This is a genomic window from Streptomyces minutiscleroticus (assembly GCF_014650875.1).
Lineage (GTDB): Bacteria > Actinomycetota > Actinomycetes > Streptomycetales > Streptomycetaceae > Streptomyces > Streptomyces minutiscleroticus.
In genome coordinates, this window is the sequence record NZ_BMVU01000012.1 from 50,704 (window position 1) to 73,558 (window position 22,855).

The following is a 22,855-nucleotide window of genomic DNA, read 5'->3' on the forward strand; positions in this document are numbered from 1 at the left end:
GACCGGGCGGTGGCCCGCACCGCCACGGGCGCCGGTCCTCCCCGCGGGCGCCGCTTCCATACGTGTGGGTGACAGGACGCAGACGGGCGGTGACGTAGCGTTCCGAGCGTGATCGAACCGCACACGTCCACTCCCACGCTCGGCGTCGCCCGCGCGGACGGGTCCCACCCGCCGGCACCTCCGCGGACGGCCGCCGGACCCGCCCGTGCGGACCTGCCCGTGCGTCCCGGGACCGGACGGTTCCTCGTCCTCACCGGCGTCTTCACGTGTGCGGCCTGCGGCCTGGTGTACGAACTCGAACTGGTCGCCATCGCCTCGTACTTGACGGGCGACTCGGTCACCGAGACCTCCGTCGTGCTGTCGGTGATGGTGTTCGCGATGGGCGTCGGCTCCCTGGCCGCGAAGCGGCTGCGCCGCCACGCCGCCGCCGGGTTCGGCGCGGTCGAGGCGCTGCTCGCGCTGGTCGGCGGGTGCAGCGCCATGGCGCTGTACGCGGTCTTCGCCTGGGGCGGGGCGTGGGCGGGCGGCCCCCGCCTCTTCCTCGTCGCCTTCTCGCTCGCCATCGGCCTGCTCATCGGGGCCGAGGTGCCGCTGCTCATGGAGCTGATCCAGCGCGTGCGGCGCCAGGAGGCGGGCGGCGCGGTGGCCGACCTGTTCGCCGCGGACTACGTGGGCGCGCTCGTCGGCGGGCTCGCCTTCCCGTTCCTGCTGCTGCCGCTGTCGGGCCAGCTGACCGGCGCCCTGCTCACCGGGTCCGTCAACGCGGTCGCGGGCGCCGCGCTGGTCCTCGGGCTGTTCCGGCGGGACGTGGGCCGCCGCGTCCGCTGGACGCTGCTCGTCGTCAACACCGTCGTGCTCGCGCTGCTCGCCTCGGCCGCCGCCCTCGCCGACGACTTCGAGCGGGCGGCCCGGCACGCGGTGTACGGCGGGGACGTCCGCGTGGCGCTGCGCACCGACGTCCAGGAGGTCGTGCTCACCGGCGGTCCGCACAGGCCGCTGGAGCTGTTCCTCGACGGCCGGCTGCGGGTCAGCGAGCGCGACGGGCGGCGCTACCACGAGGCGCTGGTGCGCCCCGCCATGGCCGGGCCGCACGCGCGGGTGCTCGTCCTGGGCGGCGGCGACGGGCTCGCGCTGCGCGAGGTCCTGGAGCACCCGGGGGTGCGCCGGGCCGACGTGGTCGAGCCCGACGCGGGCGTGGTGCGGCTGGCGCGCACGGACCCCCGGCTGTCCGCGCTGAACGGGCACGCCTACCGCGACCCGCGGGTGCGCGTCGTGACCCAGGACGCCTTCCAGTGGCTGCGCGGCGCGCGCACCGCGTACGACGTCGTCGTCGCGGACCTGCCCGACCCGGGCATCACGGCCGGCACGAAGCTGTACTCGCAGGAGTTCTACGGGCTGGTGCGCGGCGTCCTGGCCGACGGCGGGCGGCTCGTGGTGCACGCCGGGCCGGTGGTCCCGCGGCCCCGGGTCTTCTGGACGGTGGAGGCGACGGTGCGGGCGGCCGGGCTGCGGACGCGGCCGTACCGGGTGGACGGCCGCGACCCCGGGTCCGCGGCCGGCGCGGGGCGGGCCCCGCGGGACTGGGGCTTCGTCCTGGCCTCCGGTACGGCGCCGCGGCTGGGGCTCGACCCGCGCGCGCCGCGGCCGCGCCACCTGACCCCGGCGTCCCTGCGCGCGGACGCGCGGGCCGCCGAGCGGCTGCGGCTGCCGGGGCTCGCCGCGTCCACGCTGGTGCATCCGAGGTACACCGGCTGAGCCCGCCGGGGCCCGTCTGCCGGGGGATCCCGGGGAATCCCGCGACGGCCGGGTGCGGTTCGGGCCGCGCTGGGTAGGCTCGGACGACATGGAGCATGAGGTGTTCGTTCCGGTCCCGGCCGAGCGGCTTCGGGAGGCGCTCGGCGATCCCGTGCGGGTGGCCCGGGCGGTGCCCGGCCTCCAGCAGGAGGCGGGGGCGGACCCCGGCTCCGGCCGGCTGAAGATCCGCGTCGCCGGCCACTCCATCACCTATCGCGGAGCGCTCCGCGTCATCGGACGGGACGACGGCACGTACGCCGTCGTGGGCGACGCCGCGGAGGTCCGCGGCAGCGGCTCGGTGCGGCTGGCGCTCACCGTACGGCTCACCCCGGAGGGGACCGGCACGAAGGTCGCCTTCACCGGGACGGCGACGGCCGACGGCCGCGTGACCGACCTGCCCCCGGACGCGGTGGCGTCGGCGGCCACGCGCCTGCTGGACCGGTTCGCGCAGAACCTGGGGGCGGGGGAGCCGTCCGCGTCGTCCGCGTCGTCCGTGCCGGACGCGGACAGGGGCGGAGCCGGGGCCGGCGCCGCCTCCGGTGGTGACACTTCGCGGGGGGCGGCCGAGGAGGGCTCGGCCGGCAAGAGCCCGGCCGGCGCCGGCCGGACCGGTGGCGGCTCCGCCGGGGAGGACGCCGCCGGTGGCACGGGGCCTGCCGCGGCCGGTGACGAGGGGGCCGCCGGGGGCGGCGACGACACGGCTGGTGACAAGGGTTCCGCTGGGGGCGGCGACGGTACGGCCGGAGGGCAGGCAGGCAAGGGCTCCCCGACAGCCGGGGCGCAGGCCGGTGGCGCAGATAGGGCCGAGTCCGGTGGCGCGGACGGAGTCGCGGGCGGTGGCGCCGACGGGCCTGAGGACAGTGACGCCGATGAGCCCCTGGGCAGCGGTGCCGACGAGCCTGCGGGCGGTTACGCCGACGAGGCCGCGGGCGGTGGCCTAGAGGGCGGTTCCGGGGGCGTCTTCGAGGCGGAGGCGTCGCCCTCCTCGCCGGACGCGTTCGACGGCGCCGACTTCGAGGGCGGGTTCGAGGAGGACGCCGAGCCGCCCGCCGAGGCCGCGCACGCCCGGCGCACCATGATCGGGCGCAGTGCGGAGGAGGTCGACCACGCCCCGCCGCGCGGCCGGTACGCCCCCGTACCCGTGCCCGAGGACGCCTCGTCCGGCGCCGTCCTGCGCTGGGCGGCCCCCGCCGCCGCGCTCGTCCTGGCCTCCGCCGTCGTCGTGGGCCGCGCCCTGCGCAAGCGCCGCTGACCGCGCCGGGCGGCCGCCCACCGACCCCGGCCGCCCGGAGCGACCACCCGCCAACCCCCGGCCGCCCGGCGCGCCTGGAGCAGCCGCCCACCGGCCCCCGGCCGCCCGGAGCGACCACCCGCCAACCCCCGGCCGCCCGGCGCGCCTGGAGCAGCCGCCCACCGGCCCCCGGCCGCCCGGAGCGCCTGGAGCAGCCGCCCACCGGCCCCCGGCCCCCGGCCCCGGCCGCCCGGACCGACCCGGAGCGACCACCCGCCAACCCCCGGCCGCCCGGAGCGGGCCCGAGGCTCCACCGCCCCGTCCGGCGCCCCGGGCCCGCCGCGCACCGTACGGCGGCCGTGCCGTCCGGCCCGGTCCCCGGCCAGTAGGGTCGGGGGGTGAGCAACGAAGAGATCACGCTGACCGCGGGAGACGCGGAGGTGACGGTGTCGCCGGGCAACGGCGGCCGGGTGGCGGGCCTGCGCGTCGGCGGGCTCGAACTGCTGCGGCAGGGGCAGAAGTTCGGCTGCTTCCCGATGGTCCCCTGGTGCGGGCGGATCAGGGACGGCCGTTTCCGGGACGGCGCCGCCGTGCACCAGATGCCGCTCAACTCCCCGCCGCACGCCATCCACGGCACCACCCGCAACGGCCCCTGGCGCACCGCGCGCGCGGCCGGGAACGAGGCCGTCCTCACCTTCGACCTCGGCGACCCCTGGCCCTACCCCGGCCGCGTCACCCAGATCGCCGAACTCGCCGAGGACTCCCTGACGCTCACCATGTCGGTGGAGACGTACGGGTCGTCCTTCCCGGCGCAGATCGGCTGGCACCCCTGGTTCAACCGGAACCTGGGCGGCGAGGACGTGCGCCTGGACTTCACCGCCGCCTGGCAGGAGGAGCGCGGCGAGGACCACCTGCCCACCGGACGGCGGATCGAGCCGCGCCCGGGCCCCTGGGACGACTGCTTCGGGATGCCCGGCGGCGTCGACGTGACCCTCACCTGGCCGGGGCAGCTGGAGCTGAAGGTCACCAGCCGCGAGGAGTGGGCGGTCGTGTACGACGAGCAGGAGGCCGCCGTCTGCGTGGAACCGCAGACCGGTCCGCCGAACGGGCTCAACACCGCGCCGCGCCTGGTCACCCCGCTCGAACCGCTGGAGGCGTCCACCACCTGGACCTGGCGGCGCCTGTGAGGCGCGGCCACGCCCGCCCGTAAGCTGACGGGCATGAGTGACGTCAACGCGGCCACGGCGCCGGACACCCGCGCAGCGCTCCTGCAGCAGATCAAGGACAAGGCCGTCGTGCACGGCAGGGTCACCCTGTCGTCGGGCCTCGAGGCCGACTACTACGTGGATCTGCGCCGCATCACCCTCGACGGCGAGGCCGCGCCGCTGGTCGGCCAGGTGCTGCTGGACCTGACGGCGGACCTGGAGTTCGACGCCGTGGGCGGGTTGACCATGGGCGCCGACCCGGTGGCCGCCTCGATGCTGCACGCCGCCGCGGCGCGCGGCCGGCGCCTGGACGCGTTCGTCGTCCGCAAGGCCGCCAAGGCGCACGGCCTGCAGCGCCGCGTCGAGGGCCCGGAGATCAGGGGCCGCCGCGTGCTGGTCGTCGAGGACACCTCCACCACCGGCGGCTCGCCGCTCACCGCGGTCGAGGCCGTGCGGGAGGCCGGTGCCGAGGTGGTCGCCGTCGCCACCATCGTCGACCGGGCCACGGGCGCGGCCGAGAAGATCCAGGAGGGCGCGGGGGTCCCCTACCTGTACGCCTTCTCGAAGGACGAGCTCGGCCTGGACTGAGACCCGGACCGGCACTGATCCGGGCACCCGGCCCGGCACCTGATCCGGGCACCCGGCCCGGGTGCCCGACCGGCATCCGTCCGGGTACCGGATCGGTGAACGGCCCGGTACCCGGGGCCTGCGCGCGGACCGGCACCCGGTCCGGTGAACGGCCCGCCGTCCGGTCCGGTACGCGGACCGCCGTCCGGTCCGGCGAACGGCCCGGCATCCGGCCCGGCCCCCGGCCCGAAAGTCGTCCGAAGCCCGCGCGCACCGCGGGTGGAGCAGCCGGGCAAGTCTGGAAAGATGGGGCCGACGACGACGTCGCACCCTAGGTCAGGGCAGTAGTAAGCACCACGCAACCCGCACATACGAGGAGCGGACAGATGCCCATCGCAACCCCCGAGGTCTACAACGAGATGCTCGACCGGGCGAAGGCAGGCAAGTTCGCCTACCCGGCCATCAACGTGACCTCCTCCCAGACCCTCCACGCCGCGCTGCGCGGCTTCGCGGAGGCCGAGAGCGACGGCATCGTCCAGATCTCGACCGGCGGTGCGGAGTTCCTGGGCGGCCAGCACAGCAAGGACATGGTCACCGGTGCGGTGGCCCTCGCCGAGTTCGCGCACGTCGTCGCCGCGAAGTACGACGTCCAGGTCGCCCTGCACACCGACCACTGCCCGAAGGACAAGCTCGACGGGTACGTGCGTCCGCTGCTCGACCTCTCCGCCGAGCGTGTCAAGGCCGGCCGGAACCCGCTCTTCCAGTCCCACATGTGGGACGGCTCGGCCGAGACCCTCGCCGACAACCTGGCCATCGCCCAGGAGCTGCTGGAGAAGGCCCGCGCCGCGCACATCGTCCTCGAGGTCGAGATCACCCCGACCGGCGGCGAGGAGGACGGCGTCTCGCACGAGATCAACGACTCCCTCTACACCACGGTCGACGACGCGGTCCGCACCGCCGAGGCCCTGGGCCTGGGCGACAAGGGCCGCTACCTGCTGGCCGCCTCCTTCGGCAACGTGCACGGCGTCTACAAGCCGGGCAACGTCGTGCTCCGCCCCGAGCTGCTGAAGGAGCTGAACGAGGGCGTCGCCGCCAAGTTCGGCAAGCCGGCCGGCAGCCAGCCGTTCGACTTCGTCTTCCACGGCGGCTCCGGCTCGACCGAGCAGGAGATCCTGACCGCCCTGGAGAACGGCGTGGTCAAGATGAACCTCGACACGGACACGCAGTACGCCTTCACGCGTCCGGTCGCCGACCACATGCTCAAGAACTACGACGGCGTCCTGAAGGTCGACGGCGAGGTCGGCAACAAGAAGACGTACGACCCGCGCACCTGGGGCAAGCTCGCCGAGGCGTCGATGGCCCAGCGCGTCACCGAGGCCGCCCGGCACCTCCGCTCCGCGGGCAACCGGATCAAGTAACCCCGCCGCCCGGAGGAGCCGTCCCGCGCGACCGCGCGGAGCGCTCCCCGCACCGGCCGAACGGTCACTCCGGCCCACCGGCTGTCCACAGGGCCCGGCGTCCGCCGCGACGCCGGGCCCTGCGCGTGCCCGGCCGGGCTCCGCGTGCGCCGCGGCCGGGTCCTGCAGGCGTTCCCGGCCGGGCCCTGCCCGCGGCGGTCGCGGACAGGGTCGCCGTACCGGGGCCGGCGGCCCGCGGCCATGCCGCAGACTGGGGGCATGACCCTTCACGAGAACCTGCTCGGGGGACCGCCCCCGACCCGGCTGCCCGACGACCCGGAGCCCCGTGAGCTCCTCGCGAACGGCACGGCGCCCGCCGACGTCGCCGCCAAGTACCCCACCTCCTCGCTCGCCTGGGCCCAGCTGGCCGACGAGGCGTTCGAGCGGGGCGGCGTCGTCGAGTCGTACGCCTACGCCCGCACCGGTTACCACCGCGGTCTGGACGCCCTGCGGCGCAACGGCTGGAAGGGGCACGGCCCCGTGCCCTGGGAGCACGAGCCGAACCGCGGCTTCCTGCGCGCCCTGCACGCCCTCGCCCGCGCCGCGCAGGCGATCGGCGAGCAGGAGGAGTACGAGCGCTGCTCGCAGTTCCTGAAGGACTCCTCGCCGACCGCCGCCCAGACGCTGGGCTGAGCGGCCGCGCGGGCGCACCGGGCCCGCACCGGCCGCGCGAGCGTGCCGGTGGGGCTCCTGACCTCGCCTTCCGTGGGCCCGTCCGGACGTGACCGGGCGGGCCTTGCGATTTCCGGAGGCAATTGCGGAGGATGCCCGGTGGGGACCGGGGCCCCCGTGCCGGCATCGGCAGGGGCGGACCGCTACCCGGAGTACGCACAGGAGACAGCGATGTCCCAGAAGGCTCAGTCCCGCGAGGCACCGGAGCCCGAGACCCCGCATCTCGACTTCGCGGGGACCACCCCGTACGAGGACTACGTCAAGGCGGACGTCCTCACCCACCTCCAGCACACCCTCTCCGACGACCCCGGAGAGATGGTCTTCCTGGTCACGACCCAGGTGATGGAGCTGTGGTTCACCGTCGTCGTCCACGAGTGGGAGACCGCCGCCCGCGCGCTGCGCTCCGACGACGTGCCGGCGGCCATGGCGGCGCTCAAGCGCTCGGTGCGCGAGCTGGAGGCGCTCGACGCCTCCTGGAAGCCGCTCTCCGGGCTGACGCCGGCCCAGTTCAACTCGTACCGCGGGGCCCTGGGGGAGGGCTCCGGCTTCCAGTCGGCCATGTACCGCCGGATGGAGTTCCTGCTCGGCGAGAAGTCCGCGTCCATGCTCGTGCCGCACCGGGGCGCGCCGCGCGTCCACGCCGAGCTGGAGAAGGCGCTGCACGAGCCGAGCCTGTACGACGAGGTGCTGCGGCTGCTCGCGCGCCGCGGGCACGCGGTCCCCGACGCCGTCCTGAACCGCGACCCCGCGCAGCGCTACGAGCCGTCGCCCGAGGTCGAGGAGGTCTGGGCGGCCCTGTACGCGGGCGACGAGAGCGACGAGCTGGCCCGCCTCGGCGAGGTGCTGACGGACGTCGCCGAGCTGGTGTGGCGCTGGCGCAACGACCACCTCGTCGCCACCCGGCGCGCGATGGGCGCGAAGGCCGGCACCGGCGGTTCGGCCGGTGTGGCCTGGCTGGAGAAGCGGGCGCGCAAGAACGTGTTCCCCGAGCTGTGGACGGCGAGGTCCCGTGTCTGAGACGACGTACGCGCAGGCGGACGCGGAGGGGGCGGGGGCCCTCGCCGCGCGGGCCGCCGCACTCGACGCCGCCGACCCGCTCGCCGCCGTGCGGGACCGGTTCGTGCTGGACGACGTGGTGTACCTGGACGGGAACAGCCTGGGCGCGCTGCCCGCGGCCGTGCCCGGACGGCTCGACGACGTCGTGCGCCGGCAGTGGGGCGAGCTGCGCATCCGGTCCTGGGAGGAGAGCGGCTGGTGGACGGCGCCGGAGCGGATCGGCGACCGGATCGCGCCGCTGGTCGGGGCCGCGCCGGGGCAGATCGTCGTGGGCGACTCCACCAGCGTCAACGTGTTCAAGGCGGTCGTGGGCGCGGTACGGCTCGCGGGGGAGGGGCGCGACGAGATCCTGGTCGACGCGACCACCTTCCCCACGGACGGGTACATCGCGGAGTCGGCGGCCCGGATGACGGGGTGCGCGGTGCGGCCGGTGGCCCCGGCCGACGTGCCGGCCGCGCTCGGCCCGCGCACCGCCGCCGTGCTGCTCAACCACGTCGACTACCGCACGGGCCGGCTGCACGACCTGCCGTCCCTGACGGCCGCCGCGCACGGGGCGGGCGCCGTCGCGGTGTGGGACCTGTGCCACAGCGCGGGCGCGCTGCCGGTCGGCCTCGACGAGCACGGCGTGGACCTGGCGGTCGGCTGCACGTACAAGTTCCTGAACGGGGGCCCGGGTTCGCCCGCCTACCTGTACGTGCGCAGTGACCTGCAGGAACGGTTCGACTCGCCGCTGCCCGGGTGGACCTCGCACGCGGAGCCGTTCGGGATGCGCCCGGCCTACGAACCGGCGGCGGGCGCGGTGCGCGGCCGCGTCGGCACGCCCGACATCCTCTCCATGCTGGCCCTGGAGGCCGCCCTGGAGGTGTGGGACGGCGTCCGGATCGAGGAGGTCAGGGCCAAGTCGCTGGCGCTGACGGACTTCTTCCTGGAGTGCGTCGCGGCGTACGTCCCCGGGGACCGGGTCGTCCCCGTGACCCCGGCGGCCCACGCGGAGCGCGGCAGCCAGGTCGCGCTGCGCTGCCCGGACGCGGGCGACGTGATGAAGCGGCTGATCGCCCGGGGCGTGGTCGGCGACTTCCGTGAGCCGGACGTCCTGCGCTTCGGCTTCACCCCGCTGTACGTCGGCTTCGCCGACGCGGAGCGGGCGGCGGGGGTGCTGGCGCAGGTGCTGTGAGGGGCGGGCCGGGGGACGGCCCGCCCGCGTCCGTCCCGGCGCACCGGCCGCCCGGCCCGTACGCACGCGTGTGGCACGCCCGCCAGGGCGGACGGTGCCGAAGCGGCAGGGGAGGCGCTGACCCGGCACCGGGAGGTGCCGCCCTGGCGCCGAGGGGTGCCGCCCTGCCGGGAGATGCCGCCCGCGCACGGGAGGTGCCGTCCCGGTACCGAGGGGTGCCGTCCGGGTGCCGGAAGCGCCGTCCGTCGTACGGAGCCCCCGGTACGGGAGGTGCCGTCCCGCGGGCGTGTACGCGGCCGTCGGCCGCGCGCGAGGGCGGCGGCAGGACCGTTTGAGCCTCACCCAGCGTGACAACCCCGTGTCCGCGCATGTCACGGGCCTGATACCGTCCCCGCCGACGGCCGAAATCTTTCCAGGTCCGCCAATTCCGTTTCGCCCCAGAGAGGTTGGAGCATGCCGGACGACGCCGCTGCCCGCGAGGCCGCCCCCTCGGTCGACACCGCCGCCCGGGACGCCGCGGAGAGGGAGTCGGCCTTCGCGCACCCGCCCGTCGCCCCCGACGCCACCGCCGCGTACGGCGACCACCCCGACCAGGTGATCGACTTCCACGCGCCGCAGGGCCCCGGCGCGTCGGGGCCCGCCCCGCTGGTGGCCGTGTTGCACGGCGGTGCCTGGCGCGCCCCGTACGACCGCCGGCACATCACGCCGTTCGCCGCCTTCCTCGCCCGGCGCGGCTTCGCCGTGGCCGTCGTCGAGTACCGGCGCGGCGCCGAGGGCCCGGACGGCTCCGCCGCGGGCCGCTGGCCCGACACCCTCGACGACGTGGCGGCGGCGCTCGACGCGCTGCCCGGTCTCGTCCGCGAGGCGCTGCCGCAGGCCGACCCGCGCCGCACGGTGCTGACCGGGCACTCGGCGGGCGGCCACCTCGCGCTGTGGGCCGCCGCCCGGCACGTCCTGCCCGCCGGCTCCCCCTGGCGCACCGACGGGCCGGCCCCGCTGCGCGGCGTGGTGGCCCTGGCGCCGATCGCCGACCTCACGGTCGCGGACGAGCTGGGGATCTGTTCCGGCGCCACCCGCCAGTTCCTCGGCGGGGACGAGCACGTCGCCGAGCGGCTGCCGCACGCGGACCCCGCGCTGCTGCTGCCCACCGGGATCGCGACGACGCTCGTGCAGGGCCGTACGGACGTCGTCGTGCCGCAGGCCGTCGCCGAGTCCTACGCGGACGCGGCGGCGAGGGCCGGCGAGGTCGTGGGCCTCACCCTGCTCGAAGGGGTCGGCCACTTCCCGCTGGTCGACCCGTCGGCGGACGCGTGCGCGGTGGTGGCGGAGGAGATCGCCCAGCTGGCCTGGTGAACCCGCCCGGCGGGCCGGTTCCGGCCGCGCGGCGCCGGATCCCCGGGGCCCCCGTACGGCGTGTAGTACCTGAGACGGACCCGTGAGGACCCTTCTGAGTGCGGACGACGGGGAGGGGGCCGTCCGCCTACCGTCGTGTACGTGACCGAGACGACCCAGACCATGACACCGCGGAGAGACGACGGCAGGCCGCACGACTCCGAGATGCGGGTGGCCGCGGACGCCCTGCGCGGACTGCGGCAGGACCTGATCCACGACGCCTCCGTCTACCGGCCGCTGCCGCCCCGGGGGACGGACGGCCCGTTCGTCCGGAGGCTGCCCGCCGGACTGCGGCGCTGCGTGGCGTGGACACCGCACGCCGTGGTGGCGGTGGCCGCCTTCATCACGCTGCTCTCCACCTACTTCGACGTGGACGGGTCCGCGGGGCCCCTCTCGGTCCTGCTCGCGCTCCTTCCGGTGGCGGCCGTCCTGCTGACGCTCGTCAGGCCGGCCGGCGCGTTCTGGCTGTCCCTGGCGGCGACGCCGGTCGTCGCCCTGGCGAGCGAACCCTGGGCGGGCCTGCCCTGGACGGCCGGCACGGGGATCGCCCACTGGACGGTGCTCACGGTCGTCGCGGCCCGGACGCGTCCGCGCACCGCCGCGTGGATGTGGGCCATCACGGCGCTCTACGCCTTCGTGGCCGAGCCCCTCGGCGACGGCTACGGGACCAGCTCGGGACCCGTGCTGGTCCTGTCGGCGATGTCGCTCATGGTCGTCAGCCTCTGGCACGTCCGCACCGCCGCGCGGCGGGAGGTGACCGCCGAGCGGACCGTCACCGCCCACGAGCGCTCCCGGCGCACCCTGCTGGAGGAGCGCACCACGATCGCCCGCGAACTGCACGACGTGGTCGCCCACCACATGTCGGTCGTCGCCATCCAGGCGGAGGCCGCGCCCTACCGGGTGGAGAACCCGCCGCCGGAGCTGGAGCAGGCGTTCGTGACGATCCGGGAGAACGCGGTGGCGGCGCTCACCGAGCTGCGCCGCGTCCTCGGCGTCGTGCGCGCGGAGGACTACGAGGCGCCGGACGCCCCGCAGCCCACCCTGGCCGACCTGGACCGGCTGCTGGAGAACGTCCGCGACACCGGCCTGGACGTGGAGAAGGCGGTGATCGGCGCGGTCCGCGAGCTGCCGCAGGGCGTGGAGCTGTCCGCGTACCGCATCGTGCAGGAGGCGCTCAGCAACAGCCTGCGCCACGCGCCCGGCGCCGCGGCCCGGGTCGAGGTCGCGTACGTCCTGGGCGGTCTCGGCCTGCGGATCGTGAACGGCCCGGCGAGGGGGCTGGTCAAGCCGTCGCCGGGGTCCGGGCACGGCATCACGGGGATGCGGGAGCGGGTGACGATGCTGAACGGCGAGATGACGGCGGGCGCGACGGACGACGGCGGCTACGAGGTCGCGGTCTTCCTGCCGGTACCGGCCGCCGGGGCGGAGGAGCGGGCGTGACCATCCGGGTGCTGGTGGCGGACGACCAGATGATGGTCCGCGAGGGGTTCTCGGTGCTGCTCAACGCGATGCCGGACATCGAGGTCGTGGGCGAGGCGGTGGACGGCCGCGAGGCGGTGGCCAAGGTGCGCGAGCTGGCGCCGGACGTCGTCCTGATGGACATCCGCATGCCCGGCATGAACGGCATCGAGGCGACCCGCGAGATCGTCGCCGCGGACGGGGCGGCGAAGGTGCTGGTCCTGACGACGTTCGACCTCGACGAGTACGTGTACCAGGCGCTGCGCGCCGGGGCGTCGGGCTTCCTGCTGAAGGACGCCTCCGCCCGGCGGCTCGCGGACGGGGTGCGGGTGGTGGCGGCCGGCGAGGCGCTGCTCGCGCCCTCGGTGACCAGGCGGCTGATCACCGAGTTCTCCCGGCTCGGCGACGCGCAGCGGATGGCGGCCACGGCGCAGGCGGCGTACGGGGACCTGACCGAGCGGGAGACCGAGGTCCTGGTGCTGATCGCGCAGGGGCTGTCCAACGCGGAGATCGCCGGGCGGCTGGTGGTGGCCGAGTCGACGATCAAGACGCACGTGAGCCGGATCCTGGTGAAGCTGGGACTGCGGGACCGCACCCAGGCGGCGGTGTTCGCGTACGAGGCGCGGCTGGTCACGCCGGGATAGCGGGGAGCGGGGCGGAGGTCCGGCCCCGAACGGTCCGGCCCGCCCGGACCCCGGCCCCTGCCCCGGCCGGCGGTCGCGGCCCACCCTTTAGGCTGCTCCCGTCGATCAGTTCATCTGACCGGTGGTCAGGTGGCGGGGGTCAGGGGGACGAGGGCCGATGAACCACGCGACCGGAGCTTTCCAGCCGCTGCAGGCGGACGACCCGCTCCTGGTGGCCGGCTACCGCCTCGTCGCCAGGCTCGGCGCGGGCGGCATGGGCCGGGTCTACCTGTCGCACACCCAGGGCGGCCGGCCCGTGGCCGTCAAGGTGGTACGGCCGGAACTGGCCGACGACCCGGACTTCCTCCGGCGGTTCCGCCGGGAGATCAAGGCGGCCCGGCGGGTGAAGGGCGCGTACACCGCCGAGCTGATCGACGCCGACGCGGACGGCGTGCCGCCCTGGCTGGCCACGCTGTACGTGCCCGGCCCCTCCCTGACGGAGGCCGTCGCCCGGCGCGGGCCGCTGCCGGTGCCGGCGGTGCTGTGGCTGATGGCGGGCGTGGCCGAGGCGCTGCAGGCCGTCCACGGCGCGGGGATCGTGCACCGGGACCTGAAGCCGTCGAACGTGCTGCTGGCCGCCGACGGGCCGCGTGTGATCGACTTCGGCATCTCGCTGGCCTCCGACGCCACCTGGCGCACCGCCACGGGCTCCTCCGCCGGCACCCCCCTGTTCATGGCTCCCGAGCAGGCGTCCGGCGGTGAGGCCACGGCGGCCACCGACGTCTTCTCGCTCGGCCAGACGGCGGCGTTCGCTGCGCTGGGCGAGCCGCTCTACGGGGACGGCCCCGCGGCCACCGTGCTGTACCGGATCGTGCACGAGAGGCCCGACCTGTCCCCGCTGCCCGACCCGCTCCGTCCGCTGATCGCCCGGTGCCTGGCCGCCGACCCGCGGGAGCGGGCCACCCCGGCGGAGGTCGTCGAGTGGTGCCGGAGGCAGTTGGGCCCGGACGCCGACGCGGGCGCGGGACCGGCCGTCTGGCAGGAGGTCACGGGGCCGGAGGTGACGGTTCCGGCCCCGGCCCCCGACCCCGCTTCGGCGTACACGATGCCGGTGACCGCGTGGCAGCAGCCGTCGGCCGCGTGGCAGCAGCCGGTGGCACCGGGTCCGGAGGAGCGGCGGTCCCGAAGACGGCGCGTCGCGCTGACCGCGGCCGCCGGGGTGACCGCGGGCGCGCTGCTGCTGGCGGGCTCGGTGTGGACGGTCATGAACGTGACGGACCGGACCCGTCACCGGGACACGGCCGCGGACCCGGCGTCCGCCCCGTCCGGGTCCGCGCGGTCGTCGGCGTCCTCGTCCCCGGCGTCCGGGACGGCCTCCGAGAAGGCCTCCGGAACCAGGGGCGGGGCCGCGGGGTCGTCGGACCCCTCCTCGGTCCCGGCCTCCCCCCGGGCCGCGTCCGGAGCCCCGCGGGCCGTCCCGTACGCCGGGAAGTGGCTGGACGCCGACAACTCGCTGAGCCTCGGCGAGCAGGTCGACCGCAAGGACCGCAAGGGGGACGTCCGCTTCACCTGCGAGGTGGCCGGCTGCGCGCTGGAGAGCGACACCAGCGTGTTCTTCCCGATGGACGGCCTGGAGGAGGACATCACCTACGACCTGTGCAGTTTCTTCCTCAAGAGCAGGAACGCACCGCACGACCTCTCGCTGGCCGCGATGGCGAAGGGCAGCCGGTTCTGCGTCAAGGACTCCGACGGGGACGTCGCGCTGTTCGTGATCCAGGAGAAGTCGACCGCGATGCCGGACCTCGGCTTCGTGACGCTGGACATGACGGTCTGGCGGGCGGACCGGCCGTAGCCGCGCGGCCGGCCCGCCGGGACGGGTCCGCACCGCGCGCACTCCCCTCCGGCCGCCGTCCCGGGCCGTCGGCCGACGGACTCCAAGGGGCGGCGGCCGACGGACTCCACGGGCGGCGCGGGCACGGACCGCGCCGGGCCGCACCTCTCCTCCGGGCCGGTACCGGGCGGCACCGGCCCCGCCGGGCGCCTCGGGAAGACCCCTGTTCACGGGCGGGTCCGACGCGTTAGCGTCCGGGCATGTCAGGTCGCCGCACCGAGCTCGCCTTCGACCCCTGGGACCCGGCGTTCGTCGCCGACCCCTACCCCGCCTACGCCGAGCTGCGCGCCCGGGGGCGCGTCCACTACTACGGCCCCAGCGACCAGTGGCTGGTCCCGCACCACGCGGACGTCTCCGCCCTGCTGCGCGACCGCCGGCTCGGGCGGACGTACCGGCACCGCTTCGCGCACGAGGACTTCGGGCGGACGGCGCCGCCGCCCGAGCACGAGCCGTTCCACACGCTCAACGACCACGGCATGCTCGACCTGGAGCCGCCGGACCACACCCGGATCCGGCGCCTGGTGTCGAAGGCGTTCACGCCCCGCACGGTCGACAAGCTGCGGCCCTACGTGCACCGGCTGGCGTCCGAGCTGGTGGGAGAGCTGGTCGCGGCGGGCGGCGGCGACCTGGTCACGGCCGTGGCGGAGCCGCTGCCGGTGGCCGTCATCGCCGAGATGCTGGGCGTCCCCGAGTCCGACCGCGCGCAGCTGCGGCCCTGGTCGGCCGACATCTGCGGGATGTACGAGCTGAACCCTCCGGAGGAGGTCGCGCGGCGGGCCGTACGGGCGTCGGTGGAGTTCTCGGCGTACCTGCGGGAGCTGATCGCGTCCCGCAGGAGGGAGCCCGGCGAGGACCTGGTCTCCGGGCTGATCGCCGCGCACGACGAGGGCGACCGGCTGACCGAGCAGGAGATGGTCTCCACCTGCGTGCTGCTGCTGAACGCCGGGCACGAGGCGACGGTCAACGCCACCGCGAACGGCTGGTGGGCGCTGTTCCGCAACCCTGACCAGCTGGCCGCGCTGCGGGCCGACCGCTCCCTGCTGCCGACGGCGGTGGAGGAACTGCTGCGCTACGATACCCCGCTGCAGTTCTTCGAGCGGTGGGTCCTCGACGAGATCGAGATCGACGGCACGGTGATCCCGCGCGGCAGCGAGGTGGCGCTGCTCTTCGGCTCCGCCAACCACGACCCGGCGGTCTTCGAGGAGCCCGGGCGGCTCGACCTGTCCCGGACGGACAACCCGCACATCTCCTTCGGCGCGGGCATCCACTACTGCATCGGCGCGCCCCTGGCCCGCATCGAGCTGGCGGCGTCCCTGGGCGCGCTCCTCGACCTGGCCCCCACGATGCGGCCCGCGGCGGAGCCGGAGCGCCGGCCGAACTTCGTGATGCGCGGGCTCAAGGGCCTGGACGTCGTGCTCTGATCCGGTCGACCACCGCCCACAGGCCGAGGGCGGCGGCGACCCCGCCGATGACGAACAGGGGCAGCTCGGCGTAGAGCAGGCTGTAGTCCGTTCCCTGCTCGAAGACGTACCACCGCCCGTCGGCCCGGACCGCCCACAGGCCGAGCCCCGTCCCCGCTCCCGCCCCCGCCGTCAGGCACCCGGCGGCGGCCTGCGCACGCTCTCCCATGCCCACAGGACGCGTCCGCGGCGGCCGGGGGTTCCCACCCGCGCGCCGGATCCCGCGGCCCACGGATCCCACCCGTCCGCACCGCGCGGGACCGTGTGCTCCCGGACCCTCGCGGCCGTGCCTCGCCTGCGCGGGGACGCCGGATCACCGGGCCGCTGGATCGCCGGACCGTCGAGCCGCCGGGCCGCCGGGCCGGGCGCCCCGGCCCCGTTCAGTCGCCGCCCGGCAGGGTCAGTCCCCACGCCCGCTGCCGGACCGTCCACGTGCGGGTGCGGACCGGGCCCGAGGTCAGGGCGTCCGCGCGGTAGCGGAAGTCGGCGCCCGAGACCGTGATCGTGCGGGCCACCGCCCGGACGGGGGCCGCCTCCGCGCCGACCGAGGCGGGGCGGATCTCCACGCACGCGCCGCCGGCCGCGCCCGGCGCCACCGACACCGCCCGTACGGGCTGGTCCAGGTCGACGAGCGTGACCCCGTCCGCCTCGACGCGCAGCCGGGCGGGCCCCGGCCCCGGCGCGGGCGCCGTCCGCGCGGGCCGCGCCGCCAGCGTCCGCACCAGCGACCGGCACGTGCGCAGCCAGGGGGACGCGGAGTCCGCCGGGACCACCCGCTCGTCCCCGGACACCGGTGGTATCCGCAGGTCGCCGAGGACCACCCCGTCGCTGTCGTCGACCAGCAGGTCGAGCCGCCGCTCGGCTCCGTCGAGCACGGCGCGCGCGGCGGCCACCGCGCCCGTGGGCACGCCCAGCGAGCGGGCCAGCGCCAGCGCGCCGCCGACCGGGACGAGGGACACGGCGCAATCGGCCAGCTCCCGCTGCCGGTGCAGGGCGGTCACGGCCCGCAGCAGCGCCCGGTCGTCGCCCACCACGACGGGCCGGCGCGAGCCCCTGCGGGCCAGGGCGCGGTCGAATTCGTCGGGGCTGTCGGGGAGGCACACCTTGACGGCCGCACCCGCGCTGAGCACGTCTTTCGCGATCCGTACCGACTCCCCGTCGTCGCGACGGGCCACCGGGTCGATGACCACCAGGAGCTGGTCGGAAGCCGCCACCTCGGTCCTGCCTCGCTTCCTCGGGTAGCATCTTTGTGCAAGAGCCCCTTGCGCTATTGCGCCAGGGGCTTCGTCTATTCCGGGGCATCCGGGTCCGACGGGTCGCGGCCGACGAGGGTCGCCGGTATACGCGGTACAGGACGTGCCACGTACGTCCCCGACCTTGGACATGCCCCGCCCGGAAGGGGTGTACGCCTGTGCCCGCACTTGTGCTGCTCGGTGCTCAGTGGGGTGACGAAGGCAAGGGAAAGGCCACCGACCTGCTCGGTGGATCCGTGGACTACGTGGTGCGCTACCAGGGCGGCAACAACGCCGGCCACACGGTGGTCGTGGGCGACCAGAAGTACGCCCTCCACCTCCTCCCTTCCGGAATCCTCTCACCTGACTGCACTCCGGTCATCGGCAACGGAGTCGTCGTCGACCCGTCGGTCCTGCTCTCCGAGCTGAGCGGTCTGAACGAGCGCGGCGTCGACACGTCGAAGCTGCTGATCAGCGGTAACGCGCACATCATCACGCCGTACAACGTCACGGTCGACAAGGTCACCGAGCGCTTCCTCGGCAAGCGCAAGATCGGCACCACCGGCCGCGGCATCGGCCCGACGTACGCGGACAAGATCAACCGCGTCGGCATCCGCGTCCAGGACCTCTACGACGAGTCGATCCTCACCCAGAAGGTCGAAGCCGCACTCGACGTCAAGAACCAGCTGCTCACCAAGCTCTACAACCGCCGCGCGATCGCCGCCGACCAGGTCGTCGAGGAGCTGCTGGGCTACGCGGAGCAGATCCGCGGCTACGTCGCCGACACCACCCTGGTCCTGAACAACGCGCTGGACGACGACAAGGTCGTGCTGTTCGAGGGCGGCCAGGGCACGCTGCTGGACATCGACCACGGCACGTACCCCTTCGTGACCTCGTCGAACCCGACCGCCGGCGGTGCCTGCACCGGCTCCGGCGTCGGCCCGACGAAGATCAGCCGGGTCATCGGCATCCTCAAGGCGTACACGACCCGCGTCGGCGCCGGCCCGTTCCCGACGGAGCTGTTCGACGAGGACGGCGAGGCGCTGCGCCGCATCGGCGGCGAGCGGGGCGTCACCACCGGCCGCGACCGCCGCTGCGGCTGGTTCGACGCGGTCATCGCCCGTTACGCGACCCGCGTGAACGGCCTGACCGACTTCTTCCTCACCAAGCTCGACGTGCTCACCGGCTGGGAGCAGATCCCGGTCTGCGTCGCGTACGAGATCGACGGCCGGCGCGTCGAGGAGCTGCCCTACTCGCAGACCGACTTCCACCACGCGAAGCCGGTCTACGAGATGCTGCCCGGCTGGTCCGAGGACATCAGCAGGGCCAAGACCTTCGAGGACCTGCCGAAGAACGCGCAGGCCTACGTGAAGGCCCTGGAGGAGATGTCCGGCGCCCCGATCTCGGCCATCGGCGTCGGCCCGGGCCGCGACGAGACGATCGAGATCAACTCGTTCCTGTAGGACGGACGGTCCCGCACGGCACGGTGCCCCGGCGGGCGGGCGGTCGCCGCCCGCCCGCCGGGGCACCGCCGTCTCAGCTGAAGACGATCATCGAGCCCTGGGCCAGGCTCCGCGTCGCCGCGGCGTGCAGGCCCAGCCAGACGTGGCGCTCGCGGGCGAAGGGGCTCGCGTCGAAGGGGGCCGGGGCGGCCGGCTCCTCCAGCTCCGTGGGGCCCGCCGGCGGCTCCGGCGGCAGCGGCGGATTGGCCGGATCGATGCCCAGCGCCGGGGCCACGAACTCCAGCTCGCGCAGCAGCGTCTGCGAGGAGCCCAGCGGGCCGCCGCCGGCCAGCAGCTCGTCGTTGGACAGCGGGTGCGGGAAGTCGACGGGCACGTAGGCGCCCGCGTGGTCGTAGTGCCACACCAGGTGCGACTGCTGGGCCGTCGTCTCGAACATCTCCAGCAGCTGCTCGTAGTCGCCGCCCAGCTCGTCCACCGGTGTCACCGGCAGCCCGCACACCTGCAGCAGGTACGCGCGGCGCAGGAAGTGCAGCGCGTCGTAGTCGAATCCCGCGACCGGTGCCACGTCGCCCGACAGGCCGGGCATGTACGCGTACACCGGCACCGGCGGAAGCCCGGCCTCTCCCAGGACCTTGTCGTAGAGGGCGAGTTCCTCCGCGAAGGGGTTGTCGGGGGTGTGGCACAACACGTCGACGAGCGGAACCAGCCACAGGTCACAGGCCAACTGAGAGCTCCTCACGCAGGACGGGGCCGTGCCCGGCGGGCACGGCCGTCTGGGCAGCGTAATGGCTGCGCCCGGACCTCATCCCCCTCGGTGCAGATCCCACACCCAGACTCCGCCGACCCAGGTGCCCGGACGTCCCACGAGCCGCGCCACCGCCTCGCGCAGCGGACCGTCGTTGTCCTGCGGGGCCAGCACCAGCACGCCCGCGCGCCAGTACGCGAGGTCGCGGCGGGCCTGCGCCCGCCAGTTCTCCCCGATCACCGGGACCCGGCCGGTGTAGCGGACGTCGCGCAGCAGGTTCGAGGTGTGCCGGGGCGAGGCGCCGTAGATGCCGATGCGCTCGGGCCCGTACGGGCCGTTGAAGTAGCCGCCGGGCATGCGGAAGCCCAGGCCGGCCGCGGTCTGCCAGTGCAGCGCCTCCGCGTTGCCGGGGTCGGGCAGCGGCACCGGCACCAGCGACTCGCCCTCGTCGACGTACCTCCTCCAGGTCCCGTCGGCGATGAAGGCGGGCACGTCCGCGCGCTCCTCGGCCTTCAGCGGGGCCGGGAGGACCGGCAGCAGCGCGACCGCGACGGCGAGCAGCCCGAGCACGCGGGTGGCGACGGCGCCGGCGTCCCGTGCGGCCGGGACCGCCCGCGTCGCCGCCCCGGCCCCCGCCGGGGCCAGGGGCGGGGCGACCCGGGCGATCAGCAGGGCCACCAGCATGCCGAGGACCGGCGCGCACACCATCGCCACGCGGCCCTCGATGACCGACTCGAAGAGCGGCTTGTCGGCGAGCGCCGCCCACGGGCCCGGCAGCACCACGTCCGTCAGCGGAACGCGGATCTTCGGCCCCATCGACAGCAGGGCCGCCGCGACCGCCGTGACGGCGAGCGCCTTGACCACGGCCCGCTCCCACAGCCGGACCACGATCGCGAAGGCGAGGGCGACCAGCGGCCAGCCGTAGAACGCGTTCTGCTCGGTGGGGTTGAGCGACAGGGCGTTCGCGCTCTCCTCGTTCCCCATCAGCAGCGAGCGCTCCGCGAAGGAGAGCAGGGCGAGCGGGCTGTTGCCCGCGTTGTCGCCGTGCAGCACGCTCTTGTAGCTCTGCGGGCCGAAGAACTGCCAGTACAGCGGGAACGCGACGAGCGGCAGGCAGACCGCGCCGCCGATCAGCAGACCGCGCAGCAGCGGCCGCCACGCGGCCCGGGCGACGTCCCGCCGCACCGCCGCGTACGCGAGCGCGAACAGCAGCATCCCCATCGCCGCCAGCAGCAGCGGCTCCTCGCCGAGGAAGACCTGGTACGCCACCATCAGCCCGAGCACGACGCCGTCCCGGACGACGCGGGTGCCCGCGCACAGCCGCAGCGCCCGGTCGACGATCAGCGGGATCATGAACAGGACGATGAAGTTCGGGTGCGCGTTGGCGTGGCTGACCATCGGCGGGGCGAAGGCGGCGAGCGCCGCGCCCGTCCAGGCACCGCCCCGGTGGGGCGTCAGCCGCTTCACGATCAGCCAGTACCAGGCGGCGGCCGTCGCGGCCAGGCCGAGCGTCATCACCAGGTTCAGCGCGACCGCCGGGCCGCACAGCCGGGTGACGGGCGCGAAGGGGACGGACAGGCCGAGCATGACCGTGTTGGCCATGAGGTTCACGCCGTCGGGGAAGCCCTGCAGGTCGGTGAAGAGGGGGTTGCGCAGGTGCCGCACGTTGTCCGCGGTGACCGCGAAGAACCACTCCCACTGGTTCTGGTCCTGGAGGGAGTCCGGCAGGTAGCGGTGGTCCGGGGAGACCCAGCGGCCCGCGTACAGGGCCACCGCCATGAGCAGGAAGAGGGCGATGGCGAGGAGGTCGGCGGGGCGCGGGGAGCGGACCCTGAGCCGGGTCAGCTCGGCGAGGACGCGGGCGTAGTCCAGGGGCCGCACCTTCGAGCCGGGCTGGTGCGCCCAGCGCACCGGGACCTCGGCGACGGGCCAGTCGGAGTGCCGGAAGTGGCGGAGGATCTCGACGTCTATGCCCCAGCCGTCGAGGCGGGAGGCGGCGAAGGCCGCGCGGGCGCGGTCGCCGTCGAACAGCTTGAAGCCGCACTGGGTGTCGCGGATGCCGGGCACCGCGACGCCGCGTATCAGGAAGTTGCCGGCCCGGCCGAGGTACTCGCGCAGCCGGTGCTGGTGGCTCTCTATGGTCGCGCCGTCCGCGGCCCGCGAGCCGATCGCCGCGCTGTGGCCGTCGCTGAGCGCCTTGTCGAGCCGGTCCAGCTCCTCTATGGGGGCGGCCAGGTCGGCGTCGGTGACCAGCACGCGGCGCCCGTACGAGGCGAGGACGCCCAGGCGCAGGGCGTGGCCCTTGCCGCGGTTGCGGGGGCTGGTGACGAGCTGCACGCGCCCGTCGGCGGCGCTCGCCGCGGCGGCGACGTCGCGGGTGGCGTCGGTGGAGCCGTCGTCGACGACGATCAGCTCCCAGTCGCCGAACCGGCCCTCGTTGTCGCGCAGGTGCCCGACGATCGCGTCCAGCGTCGGGCCCAGCCGCCGCTCCTCGTTGTACGCGGGGACGACGACCGACAGGTCGACGGATCTCATTCGCCCGCCAGACGGTCGATGAGGGCGAGGGTGTGCGTGTTGTAGGCGGTGACGATCGCGTGCGCGGCGGCGGCGTCCCGGTCGGCCAGCGCGTCCACCAGCTCGCCGTGCCCGGACCACAGGCAGCCCCGCAGGTCGGGCAGCCGCCGCAGGTGCTGCACCGCGCACGCCCAGGACTGCACGCGCAGCCGGTGCAGGAAGTCCGCGAGGTACGGATTGCCGAACAGGGCGCTCAACTCGCGCCAGAAGCGCAGGTCGTAGCCGATGAGGATGTTCATGTCGCCCGCCTCGGCGGCCCGCTGCGCCTCCTCGCCGCGCCGTCTGACCCCGGTGAGCGCGGCGGCCGTCCGCGGGTCGTCGGTCCCGGCGGCGAGCGCGGCCTGCGCGGCGCGGACGCGGGGGCCGGCGGGGATGGCGGGCCGGCCGTCCACCGTGCGCACGGCCTCCGCCGCCGACCCGCCGGCGACGGCCCCGGTCAGGGCGTCGGCGTCGGACAGCAGGTTGCGGAAGATCCCGTCCGTGATCAGCGCCCGCGCCTCGGTCATGTCGCGGAAGTCCTCCAGCGAGTACTCGTGGACGCGGAAGCCGCGGTGCTGGTCGGCGTCGAGCAGGCCCTGGGCCGAGAGGTCCACCAGGGCCTCGCGCACCGGCGTCGCCGAGACGCCGTACTGCTCGGCGATCTCCTTGACCGTGAACTCCTGGCCCGGCTGGAGGCGGCCGGCCAGCACCTCGTCGCGGAGCGCGTCCGCGATCTGCTGCCGCAGGGTGCTGCGGGTAACGGCGCCGTAGCCGCCGGTGCCGGACATGGTGGTGTCCCTCCCCCGATCCGGGTAAGTGCTCGCCTATGTCTACGAGCACGTCACCTTACGCGTTCGAGTTCACCCCACTCGTCCGCGCGTC

At 75.2% G+C, this 22,855-nt stretch carries 19 protein-coding genes; 14 read left to right on the forward strand and 5 right to left on the reverse strand.

Annotated elements, in window-relative coordinates; genetic code table 11:
• Window positions 1-108 precede the first annotated feature (108 nt).
• The 13 genes from IE271_RS15005 (at window position 109) to IE271_RS15065 (ending at window position 15,941) form a co-directional block, all read left to right on the forward strand.
• Window positions 109-1,755: a polyamine aminopropyltransferase gene (locus tag IE271_RS15005; protein ID WP_373308768.1), complete on the forward strand. Its 1,647-nt coding sequence runs from the start codon at window positions 109-111 to the stop codon at window positions 1,753-1,755.
• Window positions 1,756-1,843: 88 nt separating this feature from the next.
• The gene (locus tag IE271_RS15010) at window positions 1,844-3,046 is read left to right on the forward strand and encodes an SRPBCC family protein (RefSeq protein ID WP_190190791.1); all 1,203 of its coding nucleotides are present in this window, start codon (window positions 1,844-1,846) and stop codon (window positions 3,044-3,046) included.
• Window positions 3,047-3,423: 377 nt separating this feature from the next.
• Complete coding sequence (locus tag IE271_RS15015) at window positions 3,424-4,212, forward strand: aldose epimerase family protein (protein ID WP_190190792.1); 789 nt, start codon at window positions 3,424-3,426, stop codon at window positions 4,210-4,212.
• A gap of 33 nt (window positions 4,213-4,245) precedes the next feature.
• Complete coding sequence (gene pyrE / locus IE271_RS15020) at window positions 4,246-4,818, forward strand: orotate phosphoribosyltransferase (protein WP_190190793.1); 573 nt, start codon at window positions 4,246-4,248, stop codon at window positions 4,816-4,818.
• Between the two features lie 365 nt (window positions 4,819-5,183).
• Entirely contained in the window at window positions 5,184-6,215 is a 1,032-nt protein-coding gene (gene fbaA, locus IE271_RS15025) for a class II fructose-bisphosphate aldolase (protein WP_190190794.1), read from the forward strand.
• A 258-nt stretch (window positions 6,216-6,473) separates the two neighbouring features.
• The gene (locus tag IE271_RS15030; protein ID WP_190190795.1) at window positions 6,474-6,887 is read left to right on the forward strand and encodes a DUF3151 domain-containing protein; all 414 of its coding nucleotides are present in this window, start codon (window positions 6,474-6,476) and stop codon (window positions 6,885-6,887) included.
• Between the two features lie 210 nt (window positions 6,888-7,097).
• Entirely contained in the window at window positions 7,098-7,943 is an 846-nt protein-coding gene (locus IE271_RS15035; RefSeq protein WP_190190796.1) for a tryptophan 2,3-dioxygenase family protein, read from the forward strand.
• The gene (gene kynU, locus IE271_RS15040) at window positions 7,936-9,156 is read left to right on the forward strand and encodes a kynureninase (RefSeq protein WP_190190797.1); all 1,221 of its coding nucleotides are present in this window, start codon (window positions 7,936-7,938) and stop codon (window positions 9,154-9,156) included. Before IE271_RS15035 ends, kynU begins: the two co-directional genes overlap by 8 nt.
• A gap of 453 nt (window positions 9,157-9,609) precedes the next feature.
• The gene (locus tag IE271_RS15045; RefSeq protein ID WP_190190798.1) at window positions 9,610-10,509 is read left to right on the forward strand and encodes an alpha/beta hydrolase family protein; all 900 of its coding nucleotides are present in this window, start codon (window positions 9,610-9,612) and stop codon (window positions 10,507-10,509) included.
• Between the two features lie 141 nt (window positions 10,510-10,650).
• Complete coding sequence (locus IE271_RS15050; RefSeq protein WP_373308769.1) at window positions 10,651-11,988, forward strand: sensor histidine kinase; 1,338 nt, start codon at window positions 10,651-10,653, stop codon at window positions 11,986-11,988.
• On the forward strand, window positions 11,985-12,650 hold the full coding sequence (locus IE271_RS15055; RefSeq protein WP_190190799.1) for a response regulator: 666 nt from the start codon (window positions 11,985-11,987) through the stop codon (window positions 12,648-12,650). Before IE271_RS15050 ends, IE271_RS15055 begins: the two co-directional genes overlap by 4 nt.
• A gap of 157 nt (window positions 12,651-12,807) precedes the next feature.
• The gene (locus tag IE271_RS15060) at window positions 12,808-14,481 is read left to right on the forward strand and encodes a serine/threonine-protein kinase (RefSeq protein ID WP_190190800.1); all 1,674 of its coding nucleotides are present in this window, start codon (window positions 12,808-12,810) and stop codon (window positions 14,479-14,481) included.
• Window positions 14,482-14,720: 239 nt separating this feature from the next.
• A complete protein-coding gene (locus IE271_RS15065) occupies window positions 14,721-15,941 on the forward strand; it encodes a cytochrome P450 (RefSeq protein ID WP_190190801.1) in 1,221 nt (406 codons plus the stop codon).
• Here IE271_RS15065 and IE271_RS15070 read toward each other — a convergent pair.
• Both IE271_RS15070 and IE271_RS15075 read right to left on the reverse strand, forming a co-directional pair.
• Window positions 15,916-16,149, reverse strand: coding sequence for a hypothetical protein (locus tag IE271_RS15070; RefSeq protein ID WP_190190802.1), 234 nt, complete (start codon window positions 16,147-16,149; stop codon window positions 15,916-15,918). The genes IE271_RS15065 and IE271_RS15070 overlap by 26 nt on opposite strands.
• 211 nt (window positions 16,150-16,360) lie before the next feature.
• Complete coding sequence (locus tag IE271_RS15075) at window positions 16,361-17,194, reverse strand: diacylglycerol kinase family protein (RefSeq protein WP_229919349.1); 834 nt, start codon at window positions 17,192-17,194, stop codon at window positions 16,361-16,363.
• Between the two features lie 197 nt (window positions 17,195-17,391).
• Here IE271_RS15075 and IE271_RS15080 point away from each other — a divergent pair, with 197 nt between their 5' ends.
• Window positions 17,392-18,675 (forward strand): adenylosuccinate synthase, encoded by a 1,284-nt coding sequence (locus IE271_RS15080; protein ID WP_190190804.1) that lies wholly within the window; start codon window positions 17,392-17,394, stop codon window positions 18,673-18,675.
• Window positions 18,676-18,748: 73 nt separating this feature from the next.
• On the opposite strand, the gene IE271_RS15085 is transcribed toward IE271_RS15080, so the two are convergent.
• The 3 genes from IE271_RS15085 to IE271_RS15095 all read right to left on the reverse strand — a co-directional run bounded on the left by IE271_RS15085 (window position 18,749) and on the right by IE271_RS15095 (window position 22,761).
• Window positions 18,749-19,399, reverse strand: a complete 651-nt coding sequence (locus IE271_RS15085; RefSeq protein ID WP_190190805.1) for a putative DNA-mimic protein — start codon at window positions 19,397-19,399, stop codon at window positions 18,749-18,751.
• 78 nt (window positions 19,400-19,477) lie between these two features.
• On the reverse strand, window positions 19,478-21,955 hold the full coding sequence (locus IE271_RS15090; protein WP_190190806.1) for a dolichyl-phosphate beta-glucosyltransferase: 2,478 nt from the start codon (window positions 21,953-21,955) through the stop codon (window positions 19,478-19,480).
• Complete coding sequence (locus tag IE271_RS15095) at window positions 21,952-22,761, reverse strand: GntR family transcriptional regulator (RefSeq protein ID WP_190190807.1); 810 nt, start codon at window positions 22,759-22,761, stop codon at window positions 21,952-21,954. The genes IE271_RS15090 and IE271_RS15095 overlap by 4 nt, the downstream gene beginning before the upstream one ends.
• Between the last annotated feature and the right edge of the window lie 94 nt (window positions 22,762-22,855).